Below are 23,262 nucleotides of genomic sequence, written 5' to 3'. Positions count from 1 at the left end.
AGGTAGACGTGCAGGCCCGAGCGGCCCTATGCTAGACTGACGCGACGCCCAGCGTCGCTACGCTCCGATAGTGGACGGCATGGACCGGACGCGTGGTCGGCATGAACCGAAACGCTGGTCGGCTTGCCCGGATTACGCATTATGGGCTATGGGCAACAAAACCCCGGGTCCATGAAACAGATGGTGCTCACAAACTGTATTCCAATCCCCCTAGATGGGGACCGATTCTAACGCCGAAACCGGAGTTATCGTCGCCGGGAGGACCGATAGAATCGAAAGGCCATTGCCCGCTACGCTACGTCGGCTCTTGAGGTGACAAGACCTAGTCTTACGAGTTGGTTTCAGGACCGATTTCTGGGCGCAAACTACTCCTTCTCAAACCCATGATTGTCGAACTTGAGGGTGCGGCAATTCTCGGTGACGGTACGGACCACATGTTCTGGAACACCGAATGGGATATTCGCCTCGACCTCAAGAGTGACCTTAACATCGGAACCCATGATCCCGGCAAGGTGCGCGACAACCTCATCGGCGATGCGGCAGGCGTCGCGGCCGACCCGCGTTGTTTCAAGCGTTACGCTCCCATGGAAGCGCTTCGGTGGTGCCGCCACTACAGCAACCTTGGCGTCGGGAGTGCTGCTTCCCGGCACGGCGATTGATGGGCCGCCGGAACCATTGGAAGGTTTCGTCGCCTCGTCCGGCGCCCGAGGCGCTTCGACTGCCAGTTGACGTTGGGCAGCATCTGGACGGACTATGAGGCCTAATGGGCTGTCCTCGGCAATCCAGATGTGTTGACCAGCGCTGAGACCGCGATAACGGCCTGCGGTTTCGTCAAAACTCTCGGCATAAGCGAAAGAGTCTTGCGTCCAAGTCAACAGAGCAAGGCCGCTCAAGATAGCATCAATGAGAACAGCAGAATCCTTTAACCGGGGCAGATAGAGATACCGAGCGAAGTCCTCCGCTAGCTGCTGGATTGCCACATGATCCCCGTCTGCCTGGGCTGGATCCCGCGACACGGTAGGCGTGCGCCAAAGCGGTACCTGGTCCAATTCCAATCGGAGCCGGCTGGCAGCCAGACCTGTAATGAGAAGTTCGTCCTTGCAAAGCTTCTTACTAGCTCGAACCGCCAACGCATCCTGACCTGTAAGACGGAAAGACTGCCATTCAACCGATGCCTGCGGCGCTGATTGCGTAGGCACAATCAACCATTGGTACGTTTCAGGTAGTCGGGCTGCAACCGCGCTGCTGGCGTTTTCCTTCTGCGACAAAGCCTGCTTGCGCTGATGTGGGTCAAGATTCAGCGTTTCCGCCTCGTCGACGATGGAGGACCACGCCAGGAATCGTCGCACGGCTTCGTCAAGGTCCTGGAGCCGGTTCTTGTCGGGAGCCAGAAAGACCAGGGCGTTGCGATAGATGCGCGGAGCGTTCCCGCGATTCTGCAACATTTCTTTCGCGGCCGCGATGGCCGGACTCTCCGTGTCCTTCATGTGCGGATACTCAATACCGAATACGACCAGCCGAGCATCCTTGTCATCCGGCACGTCACCGGATGTCTTCGGCAATGGATGTATGCGGCTGAAGTCGCCGGTCTTGCGCAGGTCGTTGCGGAGCCACTTGCCGACTTCTTCCGCCACGGCATCCGGGTCTGATTTAAGTTGTTCGGCTCGGTCATCGGCCAGTTTCGTCACCGTCGGTTGGGTCGAATACCAGTAGCGAGCAGAATCCTGGTAAAGAAAGGTTGCGGCACTGGCGAGCCGGCGCAAGGCATCGCCGAAGATGGCTGGCGACTCACCCGGCATCACGCAGCCCAACTTGATCCACCTGTCCTCCAGGCCCTTGTGGGCCGCCTTCGCGGTCGGGGCCGAACCAAGATAGACCGTTCGCGCCACACGGCGGCAGGCCGAATACTTGCCGAGATTCGGTGTTTCAGCGTCAATGCGCAGCGGAACCGAGTTGGGGCCGTCCACGTCCTTTTCAATCACCGGCACCCAATTGTCGGAGAGATAGCGTGTCAATTCGAACTGCACGCGAGGATCGTCAATCGGGATATTTGAGGGCAGGATCAACGGACTGCGGTCGCCTTTCTCCCAGAGGCTGTGGATCACGGTCGCCATCAATCGCAGAACGCCGCGGGTGCGCTGAAACTTCACCAGAGTGGACCAGTCGTTGTAGAGCCGATCAAAGATCTCTGGATGGATGGGATAAGCTGCCTTCAGTCGCCTCTCATAGTCGCTCTCGTGGCACTCTGGTGGAAATTCCGCATGCTGGGTGCGATAGAGGTCGAAGAACGCCTTTGCCACGGTGTCGCGGGCGACAAACTGGTCCTGCTCGATCAAGGGCTCGAACAGTCGCCGGCGCACGATCTCGAACCCCTCTTCGGCGCTGGCCGGCCGCCAAGATGCTTCCACGCGGCCGATAGAATTGCGCAGGCGGTCAAGCGCGGCCCGGCCGCGCTCACCGCCCACCTCTATGTCATCGGCCTGCGTGTGTGGCGATCCTGTCGTGTCGGACGCCGGCAGACTGACCACCAGCAGGCACTGCTTCGCAAGCTTGGCGGATTCCGTCAGCGCCTGGGCGAAAGTAAAGTGCGTCTCGAAGTTGCCGCCCGGCAGGTCCCCCTGATCGTGAAGCTGGCGGGCGTAGGCTACCCATTCATCAATGAGGATCAGGCACGGACCGTAGTCGTTGAACAGGGCACGCAGTGCATCCCCGGGATTCGTGGATCTCTCATCATCGGCCTGAATCCGCTTAAAAGCCTTCTTGGCCTCTTTCTCACCGCCAGCCGAGTAGCCGAGCTGCCAAGCGATTTCCCCCCATAAGGTGCGGATCACGGTTCCGCCTGGCTTGGTCACCGGGGAGCCGGCGGAAATTTTGTTGCCCACCAAGACAACTCGATTTACCTTTGGCAGCTTGGCCACTTCGGCGTGCTGGAGGACCGAGTCCACACCTAGAAGCTCTCCGGGCGCGATGCCGGAGAAGAGGTGATAGAGCGCCAGCATGGAATGGGTTTTGCCCCCGCCGAAGTTCGTCTGGAGCTGAACGACCGGATCACCGCCTGCGCCGCTCAGCCTCTGAGCGGCACCGGCCAGCAAGCCCCTCAGGCTCTCCGTGAGGTAGGTGCGACGGAAGAATTCCTTCGGTTTACGGTACTCGTCAGAACCTTCGCCTAAATGGACCTGCCACAGGTCGGCGGCGAACTCCGCCTGCTGATACTTCCCGCTGGCCACGTCCTTGTGGGGGCTCGCAACCTCCTTCCAAGGTTTAAGCCCGGCCTGCGCCTGTGTCTCGATGGTTGTGCTTGCGCTCTTGCGCTTCTCCGTGCGCACTTGCTCATCGAAGCGTACGCGGAGCAATTCCATCTTCATCTTCTCGACTTCGTCCGCCTCCGGTGCGGATACGGAAGCCAGGAGCCGGGCGGCGCTGTCCAGGGCTCGGTAGGCGTCGTCGGTGCTGAACGGGCGCTGATGCGCCCAACGGTTGCGCGTCTCGCGCAACTCGCTGACCAGCGTGCGTTCGGCCTGCCCCAAGGTTTTGCGGAAAACATCATTCCACTGGTTCCACATCGTAACGAGGATGGCGGATGCATCCCACTGCGGGGCCTCTGGTGTTCCTAGAAGCTGGAGCTGGGAATCGGCGAGGGTGCGCTTCGTATCAGCGAACCAGTTCGGCGGATTGGTGTTTTTCAGCTCGCGCTCAACGAAGGGTTTTAGGCCTGACGACAGCAACTCCAACATCTTGCCGACGCGTTCGTGATTGGTAATGGCCATGAATTACTCCGTTTCAGACAGCTTTGGCGTGTCAAACGCAACAATGTCCTTAAAGTGTTCCGCCAGCCGGTCCAACTTCTCGGTCACTTCGGGAGGCAAGTCGCCGGATGCGACGTATTCAATCATCTGGCAATATTCGCCCTTCCGCAGAAGGATTGGCTGCTTTTGCCGCCGCGCGAACTCCTCGAACACGCCTTCGGCGAACTCGCTCATCTTCAGGTTGTTGAGCAAAGTCTTCTGCAAGCTGGCACTGGCTTGTTTATACTCGTCAAGCTGCTGGCGATCTCCAGCAAACACCTTCTTCAGAAGATGCTCATCCAACACCTCTCGCATAGTGTTGACGTTCAACTCGGTGAATAAACCGCCCTCCTGATCGAAAATGCCGGTAACAAATCTCAGAATGAGATCAGGAGTGACATAGTAGTTCTCAATCTCGTAGCGTTGCCAATAGAGGATATCCAAACCTTCAGCGCTTTCATCAGACATGTCGCGCAAATCCCTGTCCAGAATAGCTAATCCCTTAAACACTGGCACCAGGCGCTTCATGGCAAAAAAATGGCGTTTGATGTCTTCCTGGAATGCTCCACTAAGCCGATCCAATCGATTGTCGAGCGTGTCGGCGGGCCCGACATTGCGTGTGTAGTAATAGTTGATGCGCCCTGAAAGGACATCCAACGCAGGATGTTTCAGCTTCGCCGCGAGCGCCTTCAGCGTATCGAAATCCGTAGATCCCTCGACATAGAGGATTCGCGGACACACTCGCGCCTTGTAGTAATGTTCGATTCCAAACGTCCGCAACGAGTTCTTCACGTCTTGCATGGTGGCCAGGTCGGCGGCCGTCCCATTGATAATCAACGTCAGGTTGGTCTCGATCGCGTCGTCCACAATGACTTCAGAATGCGTGGCCACCACAACTTGGCTCTTGTTCTCCGCCGCCACGTCCTTGAGCATCTCGTAGACTTGTTTCTGCCGCAAGACTTCAAGATGAGCGTCCGGCTCGTCAATCAGGAGCACGCTACCCTTGTTTGTGTAGAGATAGGCGAGGATCAGCAGCATTTGCTGGAATCCACGCCCGGCCAGCGCGATGTCCATGTCGTCGTCAGTATCTGACTGCCTATAGCGCACGACCAGCTCGCCACGTTTCTCGTCGAGCCGAGGCTTGCCGAGCGCAACGCCGAACAGCTTCTGGATCAAACTACTGATGCGGTCCCAGTCTGATGTTCCCTTTTCCTTGTCGTTCTCAACGACCTTAAAGCAGAGGTTGCGGAGCACCTGCGCCGTCTGGCCTTGCCCCAGCAGCACGTTGACGCGTCCCTCGGGCACGAGGGTTTCGACCGTCTCAATTCCTGACATCGGGTAGAGTAAATGAAATGGGATGCTGCTCGCATGCGCAATTAGAGCGTCGTCCTTCAGCGTCTCCTCACACGGCCGGCAGTAAAGGACCTCGCTGTCACGCACGGTAAACTCCATGCGACAGTCCTTGACCAGTCCGCCGTGCTCGACGCCTACATTGACGGTCAAGCGAATGGAGGTATTGTCCTTCCTCACCCGCATGCGGTTCCACAAAAAGCGATTCTCGGAGACCGGCACTTCAAGAATGCTCAGCCGGTTGATGCCTGCTGCGACCCGTTCTCTCTTTTCTTTCTGCCGAGGCCGGCCCTTGCGCTCGTACCATGCCTGCACGCCGCGGCTCCACAGGGCGAGGGCCTGGATCACGCTCGTTTTTCCGGCGTTATTCGGTCCGATCAGTACGGCGGGATGCCCCAGATCCACATGAATCTTTCCACCGAATATTTTGAAGTTTTCGATTTCGACATAACGGATGCCTCGCATAACTTTACTCCTATTAGAACAGCTCTGCCTGCGGTGTCTGTGATTTCCCGTCCTCGCGTGATAGGCGGGCCAGTTCCGGCCAGCCCATGACCAGTGCATTGTAGCCTTGGGCGTCCTTGCTCCACTGCTTCTTCTCGCACACGGTAAAGAGCTTGTAAGCCAAGTCACGCGCCACGTCTGCTTTGCTGCCCAGCTTGCGCAAGAGCGCCGCCGTGGCCGCGTCGCCTTGCTTCTTGGATACATACACGCGCAGCAGGTGATGGGTCATCTCCCATACCGTCAGGCGCTTGTCCGTGGCGGGATCCCAGTCGGCCGGCAACTCCTCCGGACGAAGCAGACGGACCTGGTTGCCCTTGACCTCAAGAATACCAGCGGCGACGAGACCGTTGACGGCGGTGGCCTGCTCGTTGGCCAACAGGTTAGCCACCCCGGCCTCGCCCCATTCAAATCCCGTATGGGCGAACCATTTCACCGCCCATCGTGTATCCTTGTCGAGATCCTCCACGGCTTCGCCGAGCAATTCGTCCTTGATGCCGTTGATGAGAGCAAGCGCGGTGCGGATGGTCATCGGTTTGCCGTTGCTCTCCAGCACGGCAGCGTAGCGAGAGAAGACCGCCATGCCGGGGCCGATGGCCGCTTGACCAAAGTCCACCGGGGCCACGTTACCCTGCTGAAGATGGTGCAGCGCAGGCGGCAGCTCGCGCTTTAACTCTGCAACAAATGCATTCCGCCCCACGCGTAATGCATCCGTCGGTCGCGGACGACAGGCCAGCACGATGTAGGACGCCAGGGCGTTCGAGCCCATTGAGACCATACGCCACTTCTGAGAGGCGCGAACCGGCCAAGTAGCAGTAATCTGAAAGCCACTCGAAATGAGTGCCTCCAGCATAGTTTCCCATCCCGTGGTGAGATCCACACCGCCGCCACTTTCGTCTTCCTCATTGGCGCCCTCTTCGTCATTTTGTTTGAAGGCATAATAGACTGAGAGCGGGAAACGATGGTCTACGCTGGCACAGAATGACGTAAACGCGGAGCGAAAGCCGGACTCAAAATGTTCTTTGGCCTTTTGGCGGTCACCATTGAATCGGGCCGGCGTAGCAGTAAGCTCTGGCTCTTTTGGTGCGAGCATCGTGGCAAAACAATCCGAGTGCATTGTGCCAATTGTTCGCCTTAACCAAACATAAAAGAAGTCACTGAGGGCTGCATAGCCGATGTTGTTGTAATATGGCGGGTCGGTGCTTACGAGCAATTTGGAAGGAGTCGTCCCACCGGTCGCAGCGTCTTTTTGGGAGGCAATACCAACTGTGCCGGGTCCGACGGTCAGCACCTCAATGCAATCCGCCTCATATTCACTGCAGGTCTGCCATGCCCCAACAGAATCACCAAGGATGTTGGCTTCCGCAAAATCCCAAACCATCGGTAGTGCTTGCCGCGCAAATAAATTCATCACCTTTTGGTTGGACGGACTCCAGCGGCAGGACTGATTATTAAAATCTGCGCAGCGATCGAGAGCAAGAGCGAGAAAGGTGCATATCGTACGTCCGTAGTCAGCCGCGTCTTGTGAAGGCATACCTGCCGCTTCAGCATCTCGCACCACCTCATCCGCGCAGGCTTTCACAGCATCGCTTATGGTGATCAAGGCAATGAGTTGGCGAGCAGAGAACAAAACTCCCCAGGTATCAAGACCGTAGGCTGAGCAGACACCTCCCGTTATGCCTGCCCGATTCGGCAATGGGCCAGAAAGAAAACTCGACCGCGCGTCATTCACAACCGCAATGTCGGGGCCGTGCATAGCCAAATCTTCGTGCTCTTTCGTCGGCGAGAGATAGTCGCGACCCGAACGACCATCCGCCACCACAGCCATCAGTGTCAGCCCAAGCCGTCCGGCCTTCCCCTCCGCCTGGATATAGCTGCGGGTCACGGGGGTTCCAGTTAGGAAACAAATAAAGTCCTGTGCCTTGCCAGCGCGCGTTCCCAGCTTTGCTTTGACGATTTGTTCTTTCGTGGGATTCCCAATTCGCACATCGAAGCGCCAGCCTCTCGGAGTGGACTCGTTTTTCGTCAACTGAGCCCACACCTGCTGTTTTCCCTCTCTCGTCGCGAGCATGAAAGATGACACTAGCGGGATATGTATCCCGCGTGCCGCAGGATTAGGGCTTGCAACAGTTCGCGCCCAGAGCCAGGCGATGACATTGGCCTCGCCGCCGCCACGCTCCTTAGACTGGCGTACTTTTGGGTAGAACCCTCCGATCTTCTTTCGTACTCGTTCATGGATACGACAACCATAGTAGCGCACGTCAGCAGCCAGCCCATGGGTGCCGTGCCAGCTTTGCCGCCCGCCAATCTTGGAGCGGTCCTCAGAATTGATTGGCGGGTGATTTGCCCAGCGGGGAGCTAGCTCAAGATTGCATTTGTTCAAAAGCACGGCCACGGGATTCAGGTCTGAAGCATGGGCTTCGAAGCCAAGCCGTGCCGCCTCCAGCGGGATGGAACCACCGCCAGCAAAAGGGTCGAGCACAGGCGGGAGCTTCCCGTCACAGTGCTTGAGCATCTCCGCCTTTGCCTCGGCGTATATCTCCGGATGACCATGGAGTTTCTTGCCCATGAGCCGCCGGATAATCCCAAACAGCCGCTCCCGCTCGGCATCCTGCTTGGCCTCGCTCTTGCCCGCCCACGCCGGATCATCCGAAGGATCGGTCACGACCGAAGCGAACAGCACCGCCCGTGCGGTCGGCAGCGGCAACCGCGCCCACCAGTGGTGGATGCCCTTCGGATGCGGTCCGATTCCCGGCATCTTGTCATACGACGACGCATCGTTGATCTCTGGCAGCGGGAGCGCCACCTCGATAAGCTTCTTTTTATACGGAACCGTCATGGACACGCCCTCAGCAGGCGCGGATGCGAGGTTAAAATATCGATCCCGCCAGAGGTGAAATCGCCGTCGTTGGTGACCAGTTTCCAGCCATGATGACGGCAAGTCTCGGCGAGGAGGCCGTCGTTGAAGTCATTCACTCCAGTCTCAAAGTCAGCAAGTACTTGCGTGACGTTGGCGGCGGAAAATGGATGGTCGTGCCTGGTGCAGAGTTTGAGCATAGCGCGTGCGTACGTGGCGGCGCCTGCCCCCACAGACTTAAAAGCGGGGGATTTTCGGAACACCTTAAAGTCCGGCTGCGCCGCCTTGTGAAGTGCGTTCCACTCGATCCGGCAGTAGCGGTTGAGGTACTCACTGAGGATCAGCGCATCCATGACCAGCAGTGATCCGGCGGTCAGCATCCCTTTCACGGCGTTCGAATAGTTGGCGGCATGCCCTTGGCGCGCATCGGACGGGGCAGGATAGAGGTAGAGCCAGACATTCGCATCTAGGAGCAGGGACTCGTCCCTCTGGAACACATACTTGGAAAGGTCGTGAGCTCTATTCTTCATTGTTGCCCACCTCTTCCTTCCACGCCGCATCAAATCGTTTCGGGTCTTTGAAATACGCCTTGGCGTTTTCCACCACTCGCTTGAGCACCATAAGATCTTCTTCATCCATGTCGCGGACCGAAAGCAGTTCCCTAATTCGCTCTTCAGGGAACTTGCCGTAGAGCTGCCCAATCGCCGCGTTAAGAAAAGACGAGATCATCGTCTCCACCTGTTCAAAGGAGAGGGAAACTTTCTTCCCCTCGCCCAGCAGGAGGGCGATCTTGTCGTAAACGCGTTGGCCATCATCGGCAGATACACCCAACGGACCACCGACGATATCGAATACACGAACCACAATTGGCTCACTCATCTTTCCACTCCATTCTGTTTAGAAAATGCTCTCTGGCGGTATCTCCGACGCCAGAACATAGGACTCTGTGTCGGCAGTGTTGATCTCGATGGTCACGGCCGTTCCGGGGAAATCCGCACCCATCTTCGTGAAGGACTCCTGGCCATTGCCGAACTCGTAAAACCCAAATCGGGAGGCGATCTGTATTCGGCCCTTGTTCAGCCTGACGAATTCTTGAAGGAACTTCAGGCCCAATCCGCCTGGTTGAGGCCCTCTCTTCGTGGTATGGCCCTCCTGCAATGCCCAGCGAATTGCATCAATAGAAGATATCTTTTCCCCAAGAAAACGGCGCACGTTTTCTCGGATGCCGATTCCCGCGTCTGCAATCGTCAGATCGAGTCTTTGTTTTTGCGGGAAGAACTGTCCGCAAACGAAGATGCCGATTTCAGACTCGGAATGGATCACGGCATTCTGGAAGACCTCAAATAATTTCTTCTTGAAAACCTTGCCAAGCCCTTCGGACATACGAGGGATTCCCTTGCCTCTCAGGTGCCGCTCCACGTAGTCGGCAAATAGCCCTTCGTCCGAACGCTGGAGGCGGCGAAACGGAATAGTGGTTCGGTTTACGTCGTCCAACGCCGGGTACCGGTATTGCGTCAGGAAACTATTCTTCCGCAAGATGTGTTCCACCATCTCCGGAACGCTGACCACTTCGATGGCATTAAACCGATCTGCTACTCGCGCCAGCACCGCTCCGAGGGGTGCAGCCATGTTGGCAGCAAAAAAACCGACTCGGGACAAATTAAGCTCCAAACGACTGGCCGAAAGCGAAGCCGTTTCTCGGGCCAGTTCCCCCAGTCGCTCGTATCCGTCCTGGCTGCTTTGGACTGTTTGCAAGCGGGTGATCATGACGGCGCCCCGGCCCGGTTCAGCAAGTCCGCGAAATTGTAGTTCACGCTGGTCACGCCGAAGTCCGGCTCCCGCCGGAAAGGGTGGCGGACATAATGAACCCGCTGATTCTGACCGTCGAATTCAACGATGGCGAGAATGAAGTCATCCGGCTTGTTGAGCGAGTATAGAATCTCATTCTTGGTAACGGTGATCGTGGCAGCACCCGCAACGCGTCCTTTCACTTCGATGAAGCGTAGCCGCCCGGTGCCAGGGACGCGACTCTCGATGTCGTAGCCCAGCTTCTCGGTCTCGCGGTCGGTGGGGACGAAGCCCAGGCTGCGCTCGACCACCATCACGGCATCGCGCGCTCGCGCTGCCGCGGCCAAGGTGTCGGCTGCGACGCGTTGGAGTTCTACAGGACGACCGGTCATTGCCGCAAGCAGGCCTGCGGGGATCAACACAAGGCCACCCAGCACGACTGGGGGCAACGGGGCGATCTGCCGTTCGAGTTTAAGTTCCTCCATCCGCTTCTGCAACCGCCCCTGAAGGGCATCCGCGCGTTTCCGCGCTTCATCCGAGTTAAGTCGCGCATTAGGCCTGCCCGCCTGTTCCTGGAGCTTAAGCTCTTCGGCGCGGTGGTCCCAGTAGCTGATCTCCTTCGTCAACCGGTCCTGCACCGCCGCCTCGGTCTTAGCTATGAGATCGAGCTTGCGCGCGCGAACCTCACTAAGGTGTTCGGGCACGACATTCGCGACGGCGTACCCCCGCGCTTTTTGCTCCAATTCCCGGGTGATCCAAGCGCATTCCGGTCGGGCCAATATCGCGTCCACTGCCGGTTCGCCGGCAGCCAACGGGCGATAATCCAGGTAGGGCGCATAGTGAGGATTGCGCGCATTGCCGTCCGCAACCAGCTCCACATAAAGCATCCGCTTGGATATGACGCGACGCTCCCCTGCGGCCAAGCCTGCGGCAGGCAGGCCCGTTCGTGCCGGGCTGGCGTCCTGAATGGAATGCTCCAGGTAGAAGAGCACACGAGGGCGTGTCCCGCCGTCGCGCTCATCCACCAACACCGTGCCGCGGCGGAGCAAATCGCGATGGCGTTCAAGGGTAAGGTCGATGGTGACATCAAGCAACGGGTGCCCGGGGCACAGAAACGCGGCAAGGGGCTGCCCCTGTGGTGCGATAAGGGATTTCTCGAAGGCAATGCGCTCGTAGCGCGACAACAGTGGCTCGGCGATTCCAATGAGTCGATCGCGATTGCGCAGAGGAGCCGGGACATGCGCGATCTCATAGCGGCGCGGCTCGCGTTGCTTGACCGATCCCCCCAGACGCTGAAAGGCATCAAGGAAGAAAGATTCGATGTAATGGGGCTGCAAGCGACGCGCCTCAGCCCGCTCCATCTCCTCTCGAATACGGTACACGCGGGCTGCGTCCATCGCGTCGTGCGCGAGCGCATGTTCTTCGAGCAAATCGCGCAATTTGAGAGGGTCGACGGTGTTGGCGACCACTTGCGTTAGCCTGGCGCGAATCTCAGGACGTTCCCCGTAGCGGATAGCCTCGATTAGGAGATCGCGCAGGGATTTCCCCTCAAATTGGAGTTTTCCCAGCACATCGAAGACTTGGCCGCCCAGAGTCTGACGGGCCTGTTCCAGCTTTTCCAGCAGGGTTCGGTACACGTCACCCTCGCGGGTCTCCTCGGCGACAAGGTTCCAAAGATGGCAAACCTCGGTCTGCCCAATGCGATGAATGCGGCCGAACCTCTGCTCGATACGGTTCGGATTCCATGGCAGATCATAGTTCACCATCAGATGCGCGCGCTGGAGGTTGATTCCCTCGCCCGCGGCATCCGTCGCCAAAAGGACCTGCACTTCGGGATCATGTTTGAATGCTTCCTGCGCTTTCGTTCGTTCCTCACGACCCATGCCGCCGTGGATCATCACCACCGAATCCTTTCGCCCGAGGAGAGTTGTGACTCGGTTCTCCAGGTAGTTGAGGGTGTCGCGGTGTTCGGTGAAGAGGACCAGCTTCTGGTGTGGGGACGCAGTTGGAGGCGGGATTGCCGCCGACCCGCGGGGGATGGGTCTCTCGGCTACCTGGGTGGCATGGATGGCAGATGTGAAAATTTCGTTCAGCAGTTGGGAAAGTTCGCGCCATTTCTTGTCTTCGCCGCTCCGGCGTAGCGTGAGCGCCAGCGCCTCCAGACGCCTCAGCGTAGCGATTTCCGCCTTGAGCTCGGCGATTGTTCGCGCTGCGGTCGACTGGTCGAGTATCTCCTCTTCCGCCGTCTCGACCTCATTGTCGGGGGCCTCCTCTAGATCCTCAACATCCTCAGCATCCAGCACCGGTATCCCGGCCGCCATGGCAGGCCCGGTTTCGGCCCCCCGCTGTAGCAATTTCAACTCCCGCAACTTGCTTTCCAGCCGTTCGCGACGGCGGCGCAGCGACTGGTAGATGGCTTCGGGTGACGAGGCCAGACGGCGCTGCAAAATTGTGAGCGCAAAACCGACGGTTCCGGCGCGCTTGTCATTCTGTAGAGCTTCCGCCCGGTTAAACTCGTCGCGCACGTAGTCGGTTACTTCCTTGTAGAGTTGTGCCTCTGCATCGGAGAGCTTGTACGGAACAGTGTAGGCTATTCGTTCTGGAAACAGCGGAGTCCCATCGAACTTAAGGAGTCCTTCCTTGACCATGCGACGCATAAGATCAGAGGCATCAGACGCGTGAACACCGTCACGGAAGCGCCCCTCGAAGCGATCTCCATCGAGCAGGGCCATGAAAAGCTGAAAATCCTCTTCCTTGCCGTTGTGAGGGGTCGCGGTCATCAGCAAGAAGTGCCGGGTCATTGTCGAGAGGAGTTGGCCGAGCCTATAGCGCTTCGTGTACTTGATCTCGCCATTGAAGATGCTGGCGGACATCTTATGCGCCTCGTCGCACACGATAAGGTCCCACCGGCAGTCGGGAGCCTTCAGCTTGTCTTGGACATCCTCGTTGCGGGAGAGCTTGTCGAGGCGAGCGATGACCAGATTCGTCTCAAGAAACCAGTTGCCGGTGCGAGCAGCTTCTAACTTGTCATTGGTCAGAATTTCGAAGGGCAAGTGGAACCGTCGGTAAAGTTCATCCTGCCATTGCTCGGCCAGACTGCCGGGACAGACCACCATACAACGATGCAGGTCGCCTCGGGCGAGCAACTCCTTCATGAGGAGTCCCGCCATGATCGTCTTGCCTGCGCCGGGGTCGTCGGCCAACAAAAAGCGTAGGGGTTGACGAGGGAGCATCGCCTCGTAGACCGCCGTGATCTGGTGCGGTAGTGGCTCAACTACCGAGGTGTGGACAGCCAGTACCGGATCGAAGAGGTGGGCTAATCGGATACGGTGCGCCTCGGAGACCAAGCGGAATAGGCTGCCATCTCCGTCAAAACTCCATGGCCGTCCTTGGAGGGCCACCTCGACACGTGCCTCGTCCTGACGATATAAGAGCTCGTTAGACACCTTACCAGTTGGGTCTTTGTAGGTTAGCTCTAGGGCGTCCGAGCCGAACCATTGAACATTGACGACAGCAACAAGGCATTCCGGTAAAATGCCTCTTACTGAAGCGTTCGGTGTGAGTTCCTCTAGTTTGCTCATTCGAGAAGACGCAACCCCGCATCCCAGCGCCCGGCAGAAAATGATTCTATAAACACAGCACTAGGCCGGAATAAGCGCAAGGGCACCATTCAGTCGAGTAGAAGATTTTAGCATGATTGGGCTATCGGAGTGCTGGCACGTGCGCACGTAAGCAGGCAATCCGTTTATGACGTAGCCCGGCCCGATGCCGCTCCTGGGACCTGATGAAAGGCGCGAAACCAATAATTGAAACCGCGATGAGGCAGGGCCAGTTAAAAATGGCAGTAGATCTTGAGCAGGAGCGCCAGTGGCTGAGCCAAGCTCATGAACAGGCCAAGTTCGCTGGCCAGTCGATGTTCCTCCGGCGGATGATTTCCACTCCGCGTAGCCACGGCTCTGCCTCGACGCTGCCAGCCTGGGCTCTGCCTCGACGCTGCCAGCCTGACGAATCCCACCCGATTCTGACGCTCACTCCGGCGGCGTTTTTGTATTATAACCGAATCCAGGCCCCCTCGGGGGCCTGGATTGGATGATCGCTTACGATAAGGCCCATTCTGTTGCATGGAATCCCGTTTATCCTGCCTACCATCCCTGGCATTAGGCCGTAATACCTGTTAAAATTGGATGAGGAAGGTATCCAAGCCATGAGAACCGTGGGCCGGCGCACCGCAAGACCCCTCTCCTTTTCCGCCTCCGCATCACTCCTCGTCGAGGGCGCTCGCTTCAACGAAGACCTGCAAAGGTTCCCAGCGGGCCGGCTCACCGGGATTCCCAAAGGCGTTCACCGCTTCTCGACCCAGGGGGAAGCCGACCAATTCGATGAGGATTGCTCGGCTCGGCGCATGGCAGAGCTTGCCCAGCGCAAGACGTGAGCGAGCAATACAGCAGGCCGGCGACGATCGAGGATCTCAAGCTCCTCCTGCGCTCGCTTAACGAGCGAAAAATCGATTATCTGCTCATCGGGGGCTACGCTCTTTACGCGCACGGCTATGCCCGCGCGACGGTCGACATCGACCTTCTACTGCGCGCCGACGCAGACACCGGAAAAAAGCTGAAGGCGGCCCTGCTGCTGCTGCCGGACCGCGCGGCGGAGAAACTTGACCCCGCCTGGTTCTCCGAGGGAGAGACGATCCGTCTCGCCGACGCGTTCGTCGTCGACCTAATGTTCAACGCGGGGGGGAAAAACTACGACGATTTGCAGGCCTACCGCGAAGTCATCGACCTTGACGGCATCCCGGTCAGTACGGTCAATCTGGAGGGCTTGCTGCTGACGAAGAAGACGGTCCGCGACAAGGATAAGGCCGACAGGATCGTCATCGAAAAGGCCCTGAAGAAGAAAGGCAAGTGACCGGCAGCCGTCCCCGCCTCCGGCGGGTCCAATGAAAGGTTTTGACTCCGCCATCTGCGCAGCCGCAAACCAGATGCAAGCCCGCCTGGTCGAGCTCACCATTCCGGACCAGCCCAAGAGCAAGCTCCAGCAGTACCCGCTGACGGCCAGGGGAAGGGCCGTTTTCGCGCGCATCCCGGCGCGCTAGAACGCTTTTTTCTATATGGGCACCCGGATGCGGGTGCGTTGTTAACGGCGGCGGAACCACTTCCGGAGCCAGCCCCAGACCCCGCCCGGATGCAGGGGGCACTCCGCGGTCGGCTCCGTGCCGGCCAAGAAGACCTCGTCCTGCCGCTGCGGGCATCCCGCCCGGGCGCGCAGGCCGGAAGCCGGGTCTATGGTCACGGTCACCAAGCCTTGCGGCTGCGCAAAGGCCGCCGCCGGCCCTTCCGCGGCCGCTTTCATGAAGCTGGCCCAGACCGGCAAGGCGTCCTTGGCTCCGGTGAGCTTGAGCGGCCGGTTGCGGTCGTCGCCGACCCAGACCCCGGCCAGCAACTGCGGCGTGTAGCCCACGAACCAGGCGTCGCGGCCGTCTTCGGTGGTCCCGGTCTTCCCCGCGCAGGGCCGCGAGAAGCCCAGGCGCGGCAGGTCCTTCGCCGTCCCTTCCTTGGTGACGCTCTCCAGCAATGAGGTGAGCAGGTACGCCCGGGCCGGGTCCAGCACGCTCTCCCGCTCGCCGCGGGCGAACTCCAGGACGTCGCCATGCGCGTCGGTGACCGAGTCGATGAGGCGCGGCTCCACCCGGAAGCCTCCGTTGTCGAAGGGGGCGTAGGCCGCGGTCAGCTCCAGGAGGCTGACCTCGGAAGTCCCCAGGACCAGGGCCAGGCTTTCTTCCAGCGGGCTGGCTATGCCCATACGGCGGGCGAACTGGGCCGCTGCGGCGGGTCCCAGTTGGTTGGCCAGGTCCAAGGCGGCCGCGTTGAGGGAATGGGCCAGGGCGCTGCGCAGAGTCGTCGTGCCCGCATAGACCCCGTCGTAGTTCCGCGGCCGCCAGGGGCCGGCCGCCCCCGGGTAGGTCTTGGGCCGGTCGTCGAGCAACGAGGCCGGGGTGTAGCCCTTCTCCAGGGCCGCGCCGTAGAGGAAAGGCTTGAAAGCCGAGCCGGGCTGGCGGCGGGCCTGGGTCGCCCGGTTGAACTGGCTCTCCGCGAAATCCCGGCCGCCGACCAAGGCCAGCACGCGGCCGTCATCCGGCGCGAGGGCCACCAGAGCGGCCTGCGCGCGCCCGCGGCGCACGACGGCCTCCGCCGCGTCCTGCGCCATGGGGTCCATGGTCGTGTAGAGGCTCAGACCTTCCCGGAAGAGGGCCTCCTCACCGTAGCGGGGCAGGGCCTGCCTGACCACCTCGGCCACGAAATAGGACGGGCCCCGGCGCTCGCGCGAGGGCCGGTCGGCCACGGCCAGGGGCTCGGCCAGGGCGCCGCGCAGGCGCGCGTCGTTGATGGAGCCTTCCTCGCGCATGCGGCGCAGCACGAAGTCGCGGCGCTCCTGAGCGGCTTGCCGGTCGCGGCGGGGATTATAGCGGTAGGGGGAGCGGATGATCCCGGCGAGCAGGGCGCACTCCCCCAGGCTCAGCCGGCGCAGGTCCTTCTCGAAATAGAAGCGGGCCGCGGCCTTGATCCCGGCAACGGCCACGGGACCGTCCTGGCCCATGTAGATCTCGTTGAGGTAGAGGACGAGTATGCGTTCCTTGCTCAGCCGGGCCTCCAGATACAGGGAGAAGGCGGCCTCCACGAGCTTGCGGCGCAAAGAGCGGCGGGAGCTGAGGAACAGGTTCTTGGCGAGCTGTTGGGTGATGGTGCTGCCGCCCTGGATGGAGCCGCCCTTGAGGTCGTTGAGCCCGGAGCGCAGCAGGGCGCGTGGGTCCAGGCCCCAGTGGCTGAAGAAGCGCTTGTCCTCGGTGGCGACCACGGCGTCCTTGAGCGCCTGCGGGATGTCTTCGGAGGCGGCCGGCTCGCGCCGGACCTTCTTGGCCCCGGAGAGCTCGGCGGCGAGCTCCGGCTCGATCCGGATCCGGGGCACGGCCGAGCCCGAGGCGTCGACGACCCGGGCCGCGCCGCCGCCTTCGGGGAAGCTCGCGCTGAAGAGCCCGGGGTCCTGCGCCGGCAGGGGCGCCGAGAAGCCCCGGAGGAAGACCGTAAGGACCGGCGCCCGCCAGGAGTATTGACCCGGCGCCCGCGCCCGGGGCTCGCGGACGCGGCGGTAGCCCAGGCGGTCGAGGCGCGCCATGAAGCGCCGCGGGTCGCGCGGCGAACCCTCGCCCAGGGCTGCCGGGGAGGCGAAGACCCGGGTGGAGAAGCTCTGCCCCAGGCCGCCCAGCACGAGGCGGGAGAGCAAGGACTCGGCGCGGTAGGAGAGGACCGCCGCCGCCCCGGCCAGGACCAAGACGCACAGGACCGTGAGCCGGGACCAAGAGGCTCTGCGGCGGGGGCGCCCCATGGCTGGGTACTAGAAGCTGGCGCCGACGGTGATGTGGTGGGTGCTGGTCACGTCCGCGCGTCCGACGCCGAGGGCGTAGTCCAGCCGCCAGCGGCCCTGCCGGAAGCCCACGCCGAACGTGAAGTTGCTGATGTCGCGAGAGAAAAGGTAGCCGAAGCGCAGCGCGCCGGAGCCTTCCTCGCCCAGTCCCATCCCCATCTCCAGGCCCGCGGCCGGCAGCAGGCTCTTCTGGTCGCGCAGTTTGACCCCATCGGCCGTCACCAGGAAGCGGGAGACCCCCCAGCCGCCCTCCTGGACCCAGTGGTACTTGGCCAGGTTGAAATCGTAGGCCGCGCCGAAGCGCGTGGTCAGCGGCAGGGGGTCGCCGGCCTGCTCGAACTTCACGTCCGGACCGAGGTTCTGCAAGGAGGCGCCCAGGTTGAGGCCTGAGAGGGGGGAATGCCAGAGGGCTCCCAGGTCCCCCGCGAAGCCGGAGGCCTTGGCTTCTTGTGCGAGTTCGAAGCGGTAGAATTTGGCCGTGCCGCCGGCGCAGAGGCCCCAGGCCAGGGGGAAGCTCGCGCTCAGGAGCCCGACCATGTCCTGCTGGGCCGTGCGCGATTCCTTCGTGCCGTTGGAAAGGCTGATATCGATGTTGCCCGCGTTGTAGTAGACCAGGCCCCCGGTGATGGTCGCGAAATGGAGCGGATGCGCATAGCCGAGGAAGCCGAAATCATCGCTGGCGATCCCGCGGACATAGCTGGTCTCCAGCTCCGGGCGCTCCAGGCGGGCCGAGCCGGCGGGGTTGTACCCCAGAGAATCCAGCCCTCCATCCACGGCGGAGAAAGCCTCGCCCAGGCCCAGGGGGCGCGCCGCGAGGGGGCGCTGGAGCGTGGAAGCGGCGGTCAGCCCCGGCTCCGCCTGGAGGCGGGGGGCGGCCAGGACCAAGGCCGCGATGAGGAAGGCCGGCCTCAAGTTCACTTGATCACCACGATCTTGTCGCTGGATGAGACCTTCTGGCCCACCGAGCGCAGGAGATAGACGCCGCTGGCGACCGTGTGGCCCAGGCCGGTCTTGCCGTCCCAGGAGAAGTGGTTGTTGCCTTCGGGAGCGTAGTCGTCGTAGATGGTCTTGACCAGCTCGCCGTTCAAGGTGTAGAGCTTGACGGTCAGATGGCCGGCGTTGAAGGTCATGACATCGATGCTCGTCTGGGTGCCGTCGCGCGGCCGCATCAGGTTGTCCGTGAGGCGCACCGTGCCGGCGGAGAAGTCGACCTTCAGGGCGTTGGTCAAAGTGCCGGTGTAGCCGTTGTCGTTGGTGACGGTAAGATCCCAGAGACCCAGATTCTGCCCGGTCATCGTGAAGCTCGCCGAGAGGGTCTGATCGTCGGTGCGGGTCACCCCCGTGCCCGCGATGCTGGCTCCGCCTTGGCTGAGCTGGAGCGTGGGCAAGCCGATCGAGAAGTTGTCCCCGGTTATCGTGAAGGACATGGGGCCGGCTGTGCGCAGCACGGTGCTGGGGTCGATGGCCGCGGGGTCCGGCGCATAGGTGGAGGCTGAGAAGACTTCGGCCGTGCTGACTCCGGCGGAGAAAGGCGTGTAGTTGTAATAGAGCTTCCAGCGCCAAGTGTCCGTTGAGCGCAGGACGAAGGGCGAGCTGAGGTAACCTTTCGCCGAATCAGTGGCCAGGCGCACGCCGAGCTCGGGGAGGAATACGGTCCCGTCCGCGGCGGAGGAGAGCGCGCTCAAGAGGGTGGAGTTTGTGGTCTGGCCCGCCAGCGGCGCCGTGTAGAAGAGGCGGATCTTGTTGTCCGTGCGTTTGATCGCGGCCACATCCCCGGCCTGGCCGCTCAGGTACAGCGGGTTGCTGCCGGCGCCGAAGTCGCGCCCCTCGTTGGTGGAGAGGGCGGAGTAGACGCGGTAGGTGGACGGGGCGCCGGAGCCCTGGATATAGTAGAGACGCCATTGGCCGGAGCCCAGATTGATCAAGGACGGCGAGCCCAGGAAGACGCCGTTGCCGCCGCTGACGCGGGTGCCCGTGTCGTTGGCCCAGGCCAGGCCATCCGCCGAGGTGGCGCTGAAGACGTTATAGAGGTCCCCGGCCGGGCCTGTCGACAGGGCCGTGTAGACCATGCGGTAGCCTCCGGCGCCCAAGGGCAGGACAGAGACCGCCGTGATGGAGCCGATGCTGACCCGCGGTTCGGTGACCGTGGAAAGGCGCACGCCGGGTTCGTCGGTGAAGCTCTGACCGCCGTCGGCGGTCTTGGCCGAGAACACCGCGGTGCTGGCGCGGACGTAGAAGAACCGGGTGGCGGCCGTGATGCCCGATGCGTCGGCTCCCGAGAGTACGGCTGAGGAGAGCCTGACTCCGTCCTCCTTGACGAGCACGGGGGCCGCCTGCGCCGGAGCGGCCAGCGCCAGCAGCAGCAGGACGCTCTTGAACATTAAGCGGCTATTGTCGCTCTTTTCTTCCTGGAAATCAATCGCCCCCGCCGGCCCCTCCCGACGAGGAGTTCTTTCTTGGGCTTGGGCATGGACTTGATTCCGGCTTCACGGACCAGGGCCTCGGAGCGGGTGAGCCCGTCTTCCCGGTAAAGAAGGCGCACCGGCCGCCGCGTCCGGGTGTACGCCGCCCCGCGGCCGGAGTTGTGCTTGGCCACGCGCCGCTCCACCCCTTTGGCCACGCCGGTGTAGAGCGAACCGTCGCCGCAGCGCACCATGTACACGGACCAGCCGCGGCCCGCATCCGGAGCCTCCCGGATGCCGCGGATCATGCGGAGAGACTTGCGTTCCATCCCCTCTCATCCTAGCGATATCGGATGAGTTTGGCAAGAATCCAGATGTTGTACAATCCCACGACATGAACGGCCGCAGGCGGCTCCTCTACGCGGTCGGGGCGGCGTCCCTGCTGGCGGCCGTCGCGCTCTGGCGCCGGGACCTTTTCGCCCAGGCGTTCCGGGTGACGATGGGCCAGCTCCGGCATGGCGGCCCAGCCCGCTGGCGCGTCATCGGGGAGATCGCTCTTCTGGGCTCCATCGTGCTCATGACCCTGCGCACGGTCCCGGCCAGGATCACGCCGAAGCGCGACGCGTGGATCGTCTTCTACGCCGCGCTCCTGGGCTGGTGCGTCGAGGCTTGGGGTACGCGGACTGGGGTCTGGGCCTACTATACGGGCGAAGCGCCTCCGCTCTGGATCATCCCGGGCTGGATCCTCGGCGCGCTCGTCATCGACCGCGCGGCGGTTGCGCTCGAGGCCCGTTTCGGCGGCCGGCTCGCGGCCCGGCGCGGCGCCGCCTATTGGGGCTACGCGGCCGCCTTTGCGCTCGTGTTCTGGGCGTTCGTCCTGCCGGCGGCGCCGCGGCTCTCGAGCGCCGCGGTCTTCGCCCTGCTCGCGGCCGCGCTGCTCTACCGGCCGGACCCTCGCGATGCCAGCGTCCTGGTGACCGGGCTGGTCTACGTCTTCTGCGCGGACTTCTGGGGTACGACCAATGGCTGCTGGGCTTACTATCTGCAGGGCCGGTGGGAAGGGGGCATCGCGCTGGGCATCCTCTACGGGATGTTCCTGGACTCGGCGCTCGTGTTCGCTTCTTTGAAGGCGGCCCGGCTGACGGCGGAGTCCTTATGAAGCCGATACTCCTGTCTTTTCTGGGCTACGACCTGCATTCCGCGCCCGTCTTCGCCTGGCTGGCGGCCCTGGCCGCGACGCTCTACCTGCGGTCCCGCAGGACGGCCCTGGGCCTGTCGTTGGAGGATTTCTGGGGCTTGATATTCGCCCTGATGCTGGGGGTGTTCGCGGGGAGCGTCGGCGTCTACGCCGTGCTCTATGGACGGGGGCTGGCCGCCAATCTGGGACGGCTGCTGGACGGGCGCGTGGCGGGCGGCTCTTTCTTCGGCGTGTTCTGGGGCGCGGCCGCCGCGGCGTTCCTGTTCTGCCGCCGCCGGAAGCTGGCGAGCGCTCCTGTGGCGGATGCTCTGGGGGCCGCGGCGGTCTTGGGTCTCGTGCTCATGCGCCTGGGCTGTCTGCTCAACGGCTGCTGCTACGGCCGGCCCACGGGAGGGGCTTGGGGCATCGTCTTCAAGGACAGGATGAGCGGAGTCCCGGCCACTCTGTTGGGCGTCCCTCTTCATCCCACGCAGCTCTACGAAGCCGCGGGCGCCGGACTCATATTCCTTCTGCTCCATTCGGTCGTGGCGCCGCGCATCCGCAAGGGGGGACTAAGGCCCGGGTCGGCTTTCCTGCTCAGCGTCGCGCTCTACGCCCTGCTGCGCTTCGGGGAGGACTTCTTGCGGGCCAGCGACCCGGGGCGCATCACCTTCTTCGGCCTGAGCACCGCGCAGCTCCTGGCCCTGCTCTCCTTGTCCGGCGCGGGCGTGGTCCTGGCTGCTGCGCAGTGGAGAAAGATAAAAAATCGGTAAACCCTGATTATCCTATTGCGCGCCGGGGATTGCGGGGCTATACTTTCGTTAGCAGTTCGACGATATCTGGAGAGCTGAGATGAAGACAAGCATATACAGGCTGATGGTCATCATGGTGTCCTTGGCCGCAATGGGGCTGATCGGTGTTTCTGCGCAGAGCACCAACAGCAACACCAACACCAGCAATTCCGGCAACAGCAACACCAGCCAACAACCGCAGGGCGGATGCTGCGGCTGAACCAAGGCGGGTGACGATCCAGGCGCGCGCCTCTCCTCGCTGGAGAGGTGCGCGGGACATGTTGGCATAGCCGCCGCGGGGCTCCGCTCCGGGCGGCTACTTATTTTGAAGGTTGAGGCCCGTCATCACCTGCTGCAGCGGGGTGACATCCTTGCCCACCATGGCCGAGACCGCGTTAGGCATGTTGGGCTTGGCGCTGCGCATCACGTCGTCAGTGATGTCGCTCATGACGGAGTCGGTCAGCATGAAGTGCTGGATCTCCTTGTAGATCGGCGCCGGCGGCGGCTGTTTGAGCGCATCGATCGCCATGTCCACGGCCACGCTCCAGGCCTCGGGCCGGGATAGGTACTTGCGGATCGTGGTGCGGACCTCCGGCAAGGAGGCCGTGTCCCGGGCCCATTGATAGAGGTCGCGATCGGCCTCGTAGCGGCGCTTGACGGCCATGTATCGGGTCAACTTGGAGAAGTCTTCATCCACTTCCTTCACGATAGGTCTCTTCTCCCGGTAGCGCAAGCCGATGGCGCTGAGCTGGGCCTGGTACTGCTTGATCTGACCGTCGTATTGGGCCAGGAACTGCTTCTCCCGAGTGCGGTCTATCGCCTGAGCGGCGACCTTCTTGGCCGGGACGTTTCCCGCGACCGGGGGGAAGGATTCTTGGTTGGTCACGAAGGCCAAGGAGTCCCCGGTCGACCCCGGCTGCTCCGGTTGGGCCTGCGGCAAGGCCGGCTGGCTCAGCGGCGGCCGTGAGGCCTGGGCCGGCGTGGTGGCGGACCCGAAGCGGAACCCTTCATTGATGCGCCCCCCGTGCGTCTCGAAGCCGCCCATCATGAGATAGGCTGCCAAGAGCATGATGACGGTCACCCCGCCCACCACGGCGAGCAAGGTCACGGTGGTGCGGTCGCGACGGCCGCGCAGCGGGGGCAAGGGCGATTGTTCCATGTCCAGTCCTCGATTAATTATGGCAGGCCT

Annotated in this window: 19 protein-coding genes; 7 read left to right on the top strand and 12 right to left on the bottom strand. The window is 61.7% G+C overall.

All coding sequences use genetic code 11. The features are described from left to right. Nucleotides 1-365 precede the first annotated feature (365 nt). The 7 genes from NTY77_13305 to NTY77_13275 are packed head-to-tail and all read right to left on the bottom strand — an operon-like array spanning nt 366 to nt 13,862. Nucleotides 366-3,767 (bottom strand): Swt1 family HEPN domain-containing protein, encoded by a 3,402-nt coding sequence (locus NTY77_13305; protein ID MCX5796464.1) that lies wholly within the window; start codon nt 3,765-3,767, stop codon nt 366-368. Nucleotides 3,768-3,770: 3 nt separating this feature from the next. After that, nucleotides 3,771-5,600 (bottom strand): AAA family ATPase, encoded by a 1,830-nt coding sequence (locus NTY77_13300; GenBank protein MCX5796463.1) that lies wholly within the window; start codon nt 5,598-5,600, stop codon nt 3,771-3,773. Nucleotides 5,601-5,613: 13 nt separating this feature from the next. Then, on the bottom strand, nt 5,614-8,475 hold the full coding sequence (locus tag NTY77_13295; protein ID MCX5796462.1) for a DUF1156 domain-containing protein: 2,862 nt from the start codon (nt 8,473-8,475) through the stop codon (nt 5,614-5,616). Next, a complete protein-coding gene (locus tag NTY77_13290; GenBank protein MCX5796461.1) occupies nt 8,472-9,023 on the bottom strand; it encodes a PIN domain-containing protein in 552 nt (183 codons plus the stop codon). Before NTY77_13290 ends, NTY77_13295 begins: the two co-directional genes overlap by 4 nt. Beyond that, nucleotides 9,013-9,372, bottom strand: coding sequence for an STAS-like domain-containing protein (locus NTY77_13285; protein ID MCX5796460.1), 360 nt, complete (start codon nt 9,370-9,372; stop codon nt 9,013-9,015). The genes NTY77_13290 and NTY77_13285 overlap by 11 nt, the downstream gene beginning before the upstream one ends. An 18-nt stretch (nt 9,373-9,390) precedes the next feature. Beyond that, complete coding sequence (locus NTY77_13280) at nt 9,391-10,260, bottom strand: ATP-binding protein (protein MCX5796459.1); 870 nt, start codon at nt 10,258-10,260, stop codon at nt 9,391-9,393. Next, entirely contained in the window at nt 10,257-13,862 is a 3,606-nt protein-coding gene (locus NTY77_13275; protein MCX5796458.1) for a helicase-related protein, read from the bottom strand. Before NTY77_13275 ends, NTY77_13280 begins: the two co-directional genes overlap by 4 nt. Before the next feature lie 203 nt (nt 13,863-14,065). On the opposite strand from NTY77_13275, the gene NTY77_13270 reads away from it, so the two are divergent. From NTY77_13270 to NTY77_13255, 4 genes are all read left to right on the top strand, one after another. After that, the gene (locus tag NTY77_13270; protein ID MCX5796457.1) at nt 14,066-14,374 is read left to right on the top strand and encodes a hypothetical protein; all 309 of its coding nucleotides are present in this window, start codon (nt 14,066-14,068) and stop codon (nt 14,372-14,374) included. Between the two features lie 111 nt (nt 14,375-14,485). Beyond that, nucleotides 14,486-14,713 (top strand): hypothetical protein, encoded by a 228-nt coding sequence (locus NTY77_13265; protein ID MCX5796456.1) that lies wholly within the window; start codon nt 14,486-14,488, stop codon nt 14,711-14,713. Then, the gene (locus NTY77_13260) at nt 14,710-15,189 is read left to right on the top strand and encodes a hypothetical protein (GenBank protein ID MCX5796455.1); all 480 of its coding nucleotides are present in this window, start codon (nt 14,710-14,712) and stop codon (nt 15,187-15,189) included. Before NTY77_13265 ends, NTY77_13260 begins: the two co-directional genes overlap by 4 nt. A gap of 31 nt (nt 15,190-15,220) precedes the next feature. Continuing rightward, nucleotides 15,221-15,376 carry a hypothetical protein gene (locus tag NTY77_13255; GenBank protein ID MCX5796454.1) on the top strand — a complete coding sequence of 52 codons (156 nt, stop codon included), beginning with the start codon at nt 15,221-15,223 and terminating at the stop codon, nt 15,374-15,376. Between the two features lie 41 nt (nt 15,377-15,417). On the opposite strand, the gene NTY77_13250 is transcribed toward NTY77_13255, so the two are convergent. Genes NTY77_13250 through NTY77_13235 form a run of 4 tightly spaced genes read right to left on the bottom strand, consistent with a single transcriptional unit; the run spans nt 15,418 to nt 20,413 of the window. Continuing rightward, the gene (locus NTY77_13250) at nt 15,418-17,664 is read right to left on the bottom strand and encodes a PBP1A family penicillin-binding protein (GenBank protein MCX5796453.1); all 2,247 of its coding nucleotides are present in this window, start codon (nt 17,662-17,664) and stop codon (nt 15,418-15,420) included. Nucleotides 17,665-17,673: 9 nt separating this feature from the next. After that, complete coding sequence (locus NTY77_13245; protein ID MCX5796452.1) at nt 17,674-18,621, bottom strand: PorV/PorQ family protein; 948 nt, start codon at nt 18,619-18,621, stop codon at nt 17,674-17,676. Continuing rightward, nucleotides 18,618-20,084 (bottom strand): hypothetical protein, encoded by a 1,467-nt coding sequence (locus tag NTY77_13240; GenBank protein ID MCX5796451.1) that lies wholly within the window; start codon nt 20,082-20,084, stop codon nt 18,618-18,620. The genes NTY77_13245 and NTY77_13240 overlap by 4 nt, the downstream gene beginning before the upstream one ends. After that, entirely contained in the window at nt 20,084-20,413 is a 330-nt protein-coding gene (locus NTY77_13235; protein MCX5796450.1) for a GIY-YIG nuclease family protein, read from the bottom strand. The genes NTY77_13240 and NTY77_13235 overlap by 1 nt, the downstream gene beginning before the upstream one ends. A gap of 86 nt (nt 20,414-20,499) precedes the next feature. Here NTY77_13235 and NTY77_13230 point away from each other — a divergent pair, with 86 nt between their 5' ends. From NTY77_13230 to NTY77_13220, 3 genes are all read left to right on the top strand, one after another. Continuing rightward, nucleotides 20,500-21,264, top strand: a complete 765-nt coding sequence (locus NTY77_13230) for a hypothetical protein (protein ID MCX5796449.1) — start codon at nt 20,500-20,502, stop codon at nt 21,262-21,264. After that, the gene (locus tag NTY77_13225; GenBank protein MCX5796448.1) at nt 21,261-22,055 is read left to right on the top strand and encodes a prolipoprotein diacylglyceryl transferase; all 795 of its coding nucleotides are present in this window, start codon (nt 21,261-21,263) and stop codon (nt 22,053-22,055) included. The genes NTY77_13230 and NTY77_13225 overlap by 4 nt, the downstream gene beginning before the upstream one ends. Nucleotides 22,056-22,134: 79 nt before the next feature. Continuing rightward, the gene (locus NTY77_13220) at nt 22,135-22,293 is read left to right on the top strand and encodes a hypothetical protein (GenBank protein ID MCX5796447.1); all 159 of its coding nucleotides are present in this window, start codon (nt 22,135-22,137) and stop codon (nt 22,291-22,293) included. Between the two features lie 96 nt (nt 22,294-22,389). On the opposite strand, the gene NTY77_13215 is transcribed toward NTY77_13220, so the two are convergent. Beyond that, nucleotides 22,390-23,232 (bottom strand): hypothetical protein, encoded by an 843-nt coding sequence (locus NTY77_13215; protein MCX5796446.1) that lies wholly within the window; start codon nt 23,230-23,232, stop codon nt 22,390-22,392. Between the last annotated feature and the right edge of the window lie 30 nt (nt 23,233-23,262).

The sequence above is a fragment of the Elusimicrobiota bacterium genome (assembly GCA_026388095.1).
Classification (GTDB): Bacteria; Elusimicrobiota; Elusimicrobia; order UBA1565; family UBA9628; genus UBA9628.
Note: the sequence above shows the minus strand (reverse complement) of the source record. Positions and strands in the feature narration are given on the sequence as shown.

What these genes read in the sequence shown, in the direction of transcription:
- NTY77_13295 (MCX5796462.1), bottom strand. Translation starts at nt 8,475, where the DNA reads ATGACGGTTCCGTATAAAAAGAAGCTTATCGAGGTGGCGCTCCCGCTG.
- NTY77_13255 (MCX5796454.1), top strand. Translation starts at nt 15,221, where the DNA reads ATGAAAGGTTTTGACTCCGCCATCTGCGCAGCCGCAAACCAGATGCAA.
- NTY77_13220 (MCX5796447.1), top strand. Translation starts at nt 22,135, where the DNA reads ATGAAGACAAGCATATACAGGCTGATGGTCATCATGGTGTCCTTGGCC.
- NTY77_13285 (MCX5796460.1), bottom strand. Translation starts at nt 9,372, where the DNA reads ATGAGTGAGCCAATTGTGGTTCGTGTATTCGATATCGTCGGTGGTCCG.
- NTY77_13235 (MCX5796450.1), bottom strand. Translation starts at nt 20,413, where the DNA reads ATGATCCGCGGCATCCGGGAGGCTCCGGATGCGGGCCGCGGCTGGTCC.
- NTY77_13275 (MCX5796458.1), bottom strand. Translation starts at nt 13,862, where the DNA reads ATGAGCAAACTAGAGGAACTCACACCGAACGCTTCAGTAAGAGGCATT.
- NTY77_13225 (MCX5796448.1), top strand. Translation starts at nt 21,261, where the DNA reads ATGAAGCCGATACTCCTGTCTTTTCTGGGCTACGACCTGCATTCCGCG.
- NTY77_13230 (MCX5796449.1), top strand. Translation starts at nt 20,500, where the DNA reads ATGAACGGCCGCAGGCGGCTCCTCTACGCGGTCGGGGCGGCGTCCCTG.
- NTY77_13240 (MCX5796451.1), bottom strand. Translation starts at nt 20,084, where the DNA reads ATGTTCAAGAGCGTCCTGCTGCTGCTGGCGCTGGCCGCTCCGGCGCAG.
- NTY77_13270 (MCX5796457.1), top strand. Translation starts at nt 14,066, where the DNA reads ATGAAAGGCGCGAAACCAATAATTGAAACCGCGATGAGGCAGGGCCAG.
- NTY77_13265 (MCX5796456.1), top strand. Translation starts at nt 14,486, where the DNA reads ATGAGAACCGTGGGCCGGCGCACCGCAAGACCCCTCTCCTTTTCCGCC.
- NTY77_13215 (MCX5796446.1), bottom strand. Translation starts at nt 23,232, where the DNA reads ATGGAACAATCGCCCTTGCCCCCGCTGCGCGGCCGTCGCGACCGCACC.
- NTY77_13290 (MCX5796461.1), bottom strand. Translation starts at nt 9,023, where the DNA reads ATGAAGAATAGAGCTCACGACCTTTCCAAGTATGTGTTCCAGAGGGAC.
- NTY77_13250 (MCX5796453.1), bottom strand. Translation starts at nt 17,664, where the DNA reads ATGGGGCGCCCCCGCCGCAGAGCCTCTTGGTCCCGGCTCACGGTCCTG.
- NTY77_13280 (MCX5796459.1), bottom strand. Translation starts at nt 10,260, where the DNA reads ATGATCACCCGCTTGCAAACAGTCCAAAGCAGCCAGGACGGATACGAG.
- NTY77_13300 (MCX5796463.1), bottom strand. Translation starts at nt 5,600, where the DNA reads ATGCGAGGCATCCGTTATGTCGAAATCGAAAACTTCAAAATATTCGGT.
- NTY77_13305 (MCX5796464.1), bottom strand. Translation starts at nt 3,767, where the DNA reads ATGGCCATTACCAATCACGAACGCGTCGGCAAGATGTTGGAGTTGCTG.